General features: G+C 52.8%; 8 protein-coding genes. 5 read left to right on the forward strand and 3 right to left on the reverse strand.

From position 1 onward, the window contains the following. The first annotated feature begins 137 nt into the window (after positions 1-137). The 5 genes from VKV29_RS05150 (at position 138) to VKV29_RS05170 (ending at position 5,890) form a co-directional block, all read left to right on the forward strand. Positions 138-1,595, forward strand: coding sequence for a site-specific DNA-methyltransferase (locus VKV29_RS05150; protein ID WP_343217340.1), 1,458 nt, complete (start codon positions 138-140; stop codon positions 1,593-1,595). Between the two features lie 195 nt (positions 1,596-1,790). After that, positions 1,791-2,924, forward strand: coding sequence for a peptide chain release factor 1 (prfA, locus tag VKV29_RS05155; protein ID WP_324200233.1), 1,134 nt, complete (start codon positions 1,791-1,793; stop codon positions 2,922-2,924). Positions 2,925-2,937: 13 nt separating this feature from the next. Further along, on the forward strand, positions 2,938-3,846 hold the full coding sequence (gene prmC, locus VKV29_RS05160; protein WP_324200234.1) for a peptide chain release factor N(5)-glutamine methyltransferase: 909 nt from the start codon (positions 2,938-2,940) through the stop codon (positions 3,844-3,846). Positions 3,847-3,849: 3 nt separating this feature from the next. Continuing rightward, on the forward strand, positions 3,850-4,629 hold the full coding sequence (locus tag VKV29_RS05165; RefSeq protein WP_324200235.1) for an ABC transporter ATP-binding protein: 780 nt from the start codon (positions 3,850-3,852) through the stop codon (positions 4,627-4,629). A gap of 34 nt (positions 4,630-4,663) precedes the next feature. Beyond that, a complete protein-coding gene (locus VKV29_RS05170) occupies positions 4,664-5,890 on the forward strand; it encodes a type II CAAX endopeptidase family protein (RefSeq protein ID WP_324200236.1) in 1,227 nt (408 codons plus the stop codon). Here the strand turns inward: VKV29_RS05170 and VKV29_RS05175 are convergent. The 3 genes from VKV29_RS05175 to VKV29_RS05185 form a co-directional block, all read right to left on the reverse strand. Then, positions 5,862-6,662 carry a DUF2071 domain-containing protein gene (locus VKV29_RS05175; RefSeq protein WP_324200237.1) on the reverse strand — a complete coding sequence of 267 codons (801 nt, stop codon included), beginning with the start codon at positions 6,660-6,662 and terminating at the stop codon, positions 5,862-5,864. The two genes, VKV29_RS05170 and VKV29_RS05175, sit on opposite strands and share 29 nt — an antisense overlap. Further along, a complete protein-coding gene (locus tag VKV29_RS05180) occupies positions 6,643-7,032 on the reverse strand; it encodes a thiol-disulfide oxidoreductase DCC family protein (protein ID WP_324200238.1) in 390 nt (129 codons plus the stop codon). Before VKV29_RS05180 ends, VKV29_RS05175 begins: the two co-directional genes overlap by 20 nt. A gap of 124 nt (positions 7,033-7,156) precedes the next feature. Continuing rightward, positions 7,157-8,134: a DUF1385 domain-containing protein gene (locus VKV29_RS05185; RefSeq protein WP_324200239.1), complete on the reverse strand. Its 978-nt coding sequence runs from the start codon at positions 8,132-8,134 to the stop codon at positions 7,157-7,159. Positions 8,135-8,249 lie beyond the last annotated feature (115 nt).

Here is an 8,249-nt window from a genome sequence, read left to right on the forward strand (position 1 = left end):
TACTCTCTACTTACCAGCGAAAGCGGAAAGGAGTGCGAGGAGTTATTGTGACGCCACGATTGCTCTCGACAATCGGGGGAATGCGGATAGCAATTCCTCCCCCGCGTAAACGCAGGGGGTCTCCTTGCTATGTTTTTATGACTTGCCCTCCTAAAACAAACGGTACGCAAACAACCTTGCTCGTCCGGTCTGTCCAGGAGAACGCGCTTAAGCCTATTATCGAGGATGATAAGCGCCTTCAGCTAAAATTCCGAGATGCATTCTTGCTCGATCCACAGCTATCTCGCACTCTTGTCAGTTTTCAAGCGAACAAGCAACGACCGATCTACCGATGGTACAAATACAAGGAAGCTTTCTCTGCGGCCTTTGTTGAGTACATCCTCCAAAAGTATCGTATTCAGGATGGCCCCATTTGTGATCCGTTTGCCGGCAGCGGGACATCTCTCTTTGCAGCCAGCGCCCTTGGGTTAGACTCAGATGGTATAGAGCTGCTCCCTATAGGCCAACAGATCATTCTTACCAAACAGACGCTGTCCTCTGCCTTTTGTGCCTCAGATTTCGAGACTTTGCGCAAATGGGCGATATCATCTCCTTGGAAAGAGGAAAATGCTATTTCTCCGCTTCCAGAAGTTGCTATCACACGAGGCGCCTATCCTGAGGAAACGAAGAGGGCGATTGAGAGATATCTTGCGGCCTGTAACAGAGAGAACGAAAAATTGCAGACCGTTCTTCGCTTTGCGCTTCTCTGTGTGCTCGAATCGGTGAGCTTTACGCGCAAAGACGGGCAGTATTTGCGCTGGGACTACCGTTCTGGACGCACGCATGGTAAAAAGCGATTCGATAAGGGGCCGATACTTCCCTTTGACATGGCCATTCAGGCAAAGATCGCTGAGATTCTTTCGGATACCGCACCCTATGTCACCCAACACACAGACACTCTTTTCCCAGCGGAAAAGTTTGCCGGACGCATTCGCATTTTCAACGGCTCCTGCTTAGAGCTACTCCCTACCTTTCCTGATACTACCTATCGCGCAATTGTTACATCTCCTCCTTATTGCAATCGCTATGACTACACGCGCACCTATGCTCTAGAGCTTGCATTGTTGGGTGTGGACGAAAAAGGCTTTCGCAGCCTGCGCCAGCAGATGCTTAGTTCCACCGTTGAAAATCGCATAAAAGACCTGTTAGCAATGAATTTAAAATGGCATTCTGTCCTATCTCTGGTTGATCAACAAAAGCTTCTTCAAGCTATCCTCGAATACCTTGAGTACCAAAAAGCCCGCAACGCACTCAATAACGCCGGTATACCGCGCATGGTGCGAGGCTACTTTTACGAGCTGTCCTGTGTCATAGCCGAGTGCTACCGCATCCTAAAATCAGGAGGCTATCTCTTTATGGTCAACGACAATGCGCGCTATGCGGGGGTCAGCATTTCGGTAGATATGATTCTCTCCGATATCGCCGAAAAACTCGGTTTTACCATGGAGAATATCCTCGTCCTGCCAGATGGGAAAGGCAATAGCAGTCAGCAGATGGGCGTGCATGGGCGAGAAACGGGAAGAAAGTGCGTGTACGTTTGGCAAAAGCCCCGTTAGTTTGTAGTTCTGGTGACCAATCCTATCAATAGTCTGGCATCTAGCTTACCATATTATTCTTCTTATTTCCATCAAGCCCTTACGTACCAACCCTAAGGGTAAAATAAAAGGTCAAATTTTCCTCGCTACGAAACCTACCAAATACGTATTATAAGATCAGAAATCAAACCTCTATGAGGATAAGGAAACCTAACCGTGTTGTTAGAACAGGCAAGAAACCGACTAGAAGAACTAGAAAAGCGTTATCAAGAGCTGACAGACCAGATCAACGACCCCGAATTTAGTTCCGACTACCAACGCTACATGACCGCCAGAAAGGCACAAAGCGAGATCGAGGACGTGGTTCTGGCCTATCAGCAGTACAAACGCGTCGAGCAAGACGTCGCCGACGCCAAAGAGATGCTCAAGACCGCCGAAGGCGAAGAACGCAGCTTCTATCAGGAGGAGCTTGAAAAGGCCGAGAGAAAACAGGAGGAGCTAGCCCAGCAGATACGTCTCCTGCTTTTGCCCAAAGACCCCAACGACGAACGCAACGTTATTGTGGAGATTCGCCCTGCGGCCGGAGGGGAAGAAGCGAAACTCTTTGCCGCCGAACTGCTACGTATGTACATACGTTACGCAGAACGACGGAAATGGAAGGTGGATATCCTCTCGTTGCAAGAGACCGGTCTTGGCGGCGTGCAAGAGGCCGTCTTCGAGATTCAGGGCAAGGGCGCCTATAGCCAACTGAAATATGAAGGGGGAGTTCATCGGGTACAGCGTGTGCCCGTTACCGAATCGAACGGTCGCCTACAGACATCCACCGTCACCGTGGCCGTGCTGCCGGAGGCCGAAGAGGTGGATGTGGAACTGAACGAGGATGACCTCATCGAGGAGGTGTACCACTCCTCCAGCGCTGGCGGCCAGAACGTACAGAAGGTGGCCACCGCCATTCGCCTTATCCATAAACCCACCGGCATCGTGGTCACCTGCCAGGATGAAAGAAGCCAACTTCAAAACCGCATCAAAGCCCGTAACGTGCTACGCACACGTCTCTATGAGATTCAACGTCGTCAGCAGCAGGAAGAGCGTACGGGTGCACGACGCTCGCAAGTGGGAACCGGTGAGCGCTCTGAGAAGATTCGCACCTACCATTTCCCCGATGGGCGCGTCACCGACCATCGTATTGGCCTCACCATCTATAACATATCCGCCATCATGGATGGCGATATTCAACCTTTCATAGATGCCCTTATCACAGCCGACCAGGCAGAACGCTTGAAAGAGGCAGCGGAAGGAAACGAACCTCACGAAGATAAGGTGACAGCAGCGCGTATGAAAGCATCGTAGGGAGAGTTGGGAGATGGTGGCCGTTTCAACCACGGATATGGTTAGCGCTGTTGAGGGTCGGCTTAAGGCGGTGGGCATTCCTGAGGCACGTCTAGAGGCCCAGATTCTACTCAGTCTCGCCACCGGAAAGCCCCGTTCCCATGTGGCCGCCGGCCTAGTAGACCACCTATCCGCAGAACAACAAAGACGTCTCGAAGCGTTGATAACGGCTCGTACCCAACGCATGCCCTTGGCCTATCTTCGAGGCACCCAGGAGTTTTTTGGGCTGGAGTTCCTTGTTACCCCGGCGACACTGATCCCGCGCCCAGAGACCGAACTGCTTGTGGAACGCGGCATCACCTGCTTACGCCAAACCCCTCACCCGCCGGTGTTTGCCGATATAGGCACCGGAAGCGGATGCATAGCGATTAGCCTGCTGAAACATATTCCAGAAGCCCTTGCAATCGGTGTGGATATCGCGGCAGAGGCGCTGTCTGTAGCCCATCAAAATGCCCGACGCCACCGCGTGGCCGAGCGCTTCGCGCTGCTACGTGGAGATAAACTTTCTGCCCTCAAACCACATCGCTTTGCGCTCATCGTCTCTAACCCTCCCTACATTCCCTCCGCTGAAATCGGCACACTGCAACCGGAGGTTCGTGACCACGAACCGCGCCATGCATTGGATGGGGGGCCGGATGGGCTTACCTTTCATCGAGCGCTCGTAGAGCAGGCTAGGCATCTGCTGGTGCCTAACGGCTGGCTGCTGGTGGAGGTGGCATGGGGAAAAGCACCCCAAGTACAGGCGCTTTTTGAAGAGGCAGGCTATTCCCAAATCGAGGTACTCCGCGACCTCGCCTCAGCAGAACGCGCCGTATGCGGGCAGATAACAGGCTGCTCGGCCGGCACAAACTTCGCTCAACAACAGCCAGGGCATCGAGGCTAAACTATGCCCCTCATCGAATGTTACAACCTTACCCGCTACTACGGCGATATACCGGCAGTACAAGACGTTAGTCTAACAGTTGAAGGCGGAGAGATATTTGGGTTTCTCGGTCCGAATGGGGCAGGCAAAACCACCACAATAAAGCTGCTCACAGGCCTTCTGCGCCCAACGGCCGGTCGCTGTCTCATTGGAGGGCACGATGTGCACCTCGAACCCATCGCTGCCAAAAGCCTGCTTGCCTATATCCCCGATAACCCTTTCCTCTATGATAAACTCACCGGAAGGGAGTTCCTTAACCTCATGGCCGACCTGTACCGCATTCCACGTGCAGGGCGTAAGGAGCGTATAGACAATCTTCTCCATCTCTTCGAGCTAGAAGATAAAGGAGATGCTCTCATCGGCAGCTACTCCCGTGGCATGCGTCAAAAGATCGTGCTGGCAGGAGCGCTTATTCACGATCCGATCGTCGTCTTTCTCGATGAGCCAACCGTAGGCCTCGACCCGCGAGGAGCCAGGCTTATTCAATCGGTGCTTCGCCTGCTCACCCAACGCGGCGCTGCCGTCTTTATTTCGACCCACAGTCTCGGCATAGCCGAACAGCTCTGCCATCGCGTTGCGATCATCAACAAGGGACGCCTTATCGCTCAAGGCACGGTCGAGGAGCTAAAAGCGCAATCGCTCACCACCTCTGCCGAAAAGAATGCCCCTAGCCTTGAAGAGATATTTCTGCAGCTTACCGGCAGTCCAGACGAAGAGGAGCTTTTGCGCTATCTGAATAAATAGTGCATCGTGCTTCACATATAGGAGCTTAAAATAAATGTTGGCATCAACGGTACCTTATACAGGCCATCTGGTTTACACGACCCTCTTAAATATTCTACTGGCGCTCCTAGCGTGGAGATTGCTGGTTCGCGGGAATGCAACCCGTGAACAGATAGGTCTTCTCCCGCCATCTGGCCGACAGGTGCTCTACGCCCTAGCGTGGGGGCTGGCCCAGATTCCCTTGCTTGCAGTTTTTCAAAACGCGCTTACCTCTTTGTTCTCCTCTTTGCAAAAGGTGCCGGCACTCGCTCCCTATGCCCGACAACAACTGCAACAGTTTCATCAAATAGTCTATCTCTCCCTTCACCTTCCTCTTCTCAGTCTTCTTCTGGCTTTGCTAATCGCCCTGCCAGCCCAACTACTTTTCTTTCAAGCTTGGCTCTACCGTTCACTGCGCAGAACACACGGTGTCTGGTCGTCGTGTCTGCTTGTTGCTTGCTTTGCCGGAGCGGTCGCTTTCTTGATACATTTTTCGCTTATCCATGCCGCCTCCAGTGCTCTCTTCGTTTTCTTACTCACCCTACTCTACGAGCGAATCGGCTCGCTCTGGGGCACCTGGATCGCAGGCGCTCTCTTCATCCTTCTCGCTACGCTCTTACACTTCGTCTCAACAAATGGTTCGCACTATACCTTCGGTCTCTTCACGCAGGTGGTTTTCGAACTTCTTCTCTTTGCATTAGGCATTTGGCTTATCCGCCGACGCAATCTCACCCTCCAACAGGCCGGTTTCAGACCGCCAACCCCATCGGAACTGTTGTTCATTGCTCCATGGCTGGGCATTGGTGTCTTTGTTATGGGGTCTGTCATCGGCAGACTACAACAGGATGTACTTGCAGCCCTGTTTCCTCACGCTACTTGGATCATGCAAAACCAGGGATTAGCAGAACACATTTTTCGACAACTGCACGGCTGGCAACGTTTCAGCTTCGTGATTATAGGCGCGGTTTTAGCTCCCATTGCCGAGGAGACGCTGTTTCGTGGTGGCATCTATGCTTCCCTACGGAATCGGTTCGGTATGGGCTGGGGTTTAACCATCAGCTCCCTGTTATTTGCCATTGCGCATCTGGACCCGTTAGAATTTGTGCCTATTTTCTTCATCGGCATGGCTCTGGCGCTGGTTTACGAAAAGACGCGTTCTCTATGGATGAGTATGATCGTTCATAGCACCAACAACGCCATAGCCTTTTTCCTGCTCAGCGTCTTGCCGACAGTCCATCACTAACAAAGTTCCCATCAGTTACCCTCACCTTCTGCAATGGCAAAATGTCAACATCTACCCCCTCTACATAGTGAACAAGCGGGCTGGCATCGGGTCTTTCCAAACCGGCAGCCGACAACAACCCCTCCTCTAGTTGCAGGATTTCTGCAGGCTGAAACGTATAGGGCTTATGTCGAATACAGCCACGATAAAGTTGCCGATCTTTCAGGGCATAAAGCACATAACGCTCCAACAAAAAGTGATCTAACGTGCCTGGCACGGCATGAGCTGCGGGCATTCCCGATAATCGGCACTGCAAAGCACTGTAGGCATTGGGTTGCCTTAAACGCCGCGATAGATAGCGCAACTCACGCACTGCGGTTCTCTCTACACGCATCTGCGCCCAAAAGTAGGGAAGCTTCCACAACGTGCGTGCAACAGCGACCGCAATGGGATTCGATGCATCCAGACTAAAGAACCAAACGCCGGGGTCTTTGCCTTCTAGATGAACATAGGTACGCACATTCGTTTCGTGAAAATAAGACAAACCTGGCAGAGGAGGCGCCCACCAGGGGTGCACCTCCCGCATCGTAAACGCAATAAGCCCCACATAGGCATGGCCTTGATAGGTATCTATATGCAGCGCTGGCGGCACATAAGGCCGTAAACTCGCCTCAGGTACCGTCCAGTGAAGGAAAAGTAGATGGCGCCACTTTTGCTGCATAACTACCTGCACGCTGGACAAGTCCATTGCCTGCTCGCTGCTGGACAGACAATTAGGAACGATGCCTAACATAACAACTCTCTCCCTTCCGCCTTGCACGTGGGAACAGGATTTGGTCGAACAGGCTGCGGTGACGGGCAACAAACCGGTAAAACGCTTCAACGACCCTTAAAAAGGGTGGCCAAGCCAGCCATTTCGCCAAGCGGCGGCATCCGATCTGCTCTAACAAAAACAGGGTTGCCCGTCCCGCCTTCAATATACGCCCATCGGTAGTGATCACGTGAACCGCCTGTGTACACGACTGTCTCAATTCCGGCGTTATGCTGGTGTCGTCTTGATAGGGGATGGCCTCAAACAGACCCTGCTTATCGTGCCGTAAGAACCACTCCACCACACGTCGGCAGAAACCGCAATCACCGTCCCATAAAATCCGATGAGGCATCGTGCACTCCTCACAAATGGTTTACAAGGCTCCCTTCTGAATACGTTTTAGCGGCCTCAAAGTGATAGGCAATCCGTATCCGTCGGTTCGCTTTGCCGCACAGATGCCCACTAAGCAAGCAATACTAGGCACGCCCCGAGAGGACGGAGCCGGGAATGAACTGTTCATAGCCATCGGCCTCTAAAACCGCATAGAGGGCGGCTAGAGCAACCTCCACCTGCTCCTTTTCCGGCTCGCGCGTGGTTAGATACTGAGCGGCCAGTGTGGGTGTGAGCAACCATCGCAGTGCCCGAATCCGTTGAAGGCGCATTGCCAAACGGATATACTCGTACCCAACACTCGCGATAATCGGCACAATGCTGGTCTGAAGCAAGAAGCGCCAGAGAAAGGAGGTAGGGCGCGGCAAGAAGGTCACACTTACCAAATCCAAGAACAACACCAGCACCGCGAAGCTGGTGCCGCAACGCGGGTGGATACGGGAAGCGCGCATGGCGTTTTCTACAGTAAGCGGTTGCCCCGACTCTAACGTATTGATAGACTTATGCTCGGCTCCATGATACATAAAAAGCCGCCGAATATGCCTATCTCGCGAAACAAGCCCCAAGTAGCCTAAAAAAAGCGCCGAACGAATCAGGCCGTCGCAAAGGTTCAGCAGGTGCGCCTTCTCCGACGACATAGGCCCTCGTGCGAGAAACTGGGTAAGGTAGGTGGGCAACGCCTTAAACAACAAAAGCGCAAAGAGAAAGCTGAGAATAACCGTGCTTAGGATCGCGCCGTTGCCGATGCTCTGTGGGGTGTCTACCCGCACCTTCTCTCCTTGCATGGCTTTCACCTGCACCTGGGAGGCGAACAGCAAAGACCTTATTCCCAACGTCATCGTATCGAGCAGGGCAAAAATGCCGCGCAAGAAAGGGATGTTCACATTGCCAAGCCGATAGAGCCATCGCGAGTCCAACCGCTCCTTGTCTACCAAAATCGTGCCGTCGGGCAGACGGCAGGCGATAGCAAAATGACGTCGCCCTCGCATCATCACGCCCTCTGGAACGGCTAGCCCACCGTACCGAAAAAGCTCTGGCGGGAGCGTACGCGCAGCATCATCCATCACTTTTTCTCCTTCTTAAGCAGAACGCCTCTCCCACTGTATTCGCTACAGGGAAGAGGCGCTGGAGATTTTGCATCGGCTAATAAGCTAAGCCTTCATCTTATATTTCTGGAGG

The organism is Chthonomonas sp. (assembly GCF_035294165.1).
Lineage (GTDB): Bacteria > Armatimonadota > Chthonomonadetes > Chthonomonadales > Chthonomonadaceae > Chthonomonas.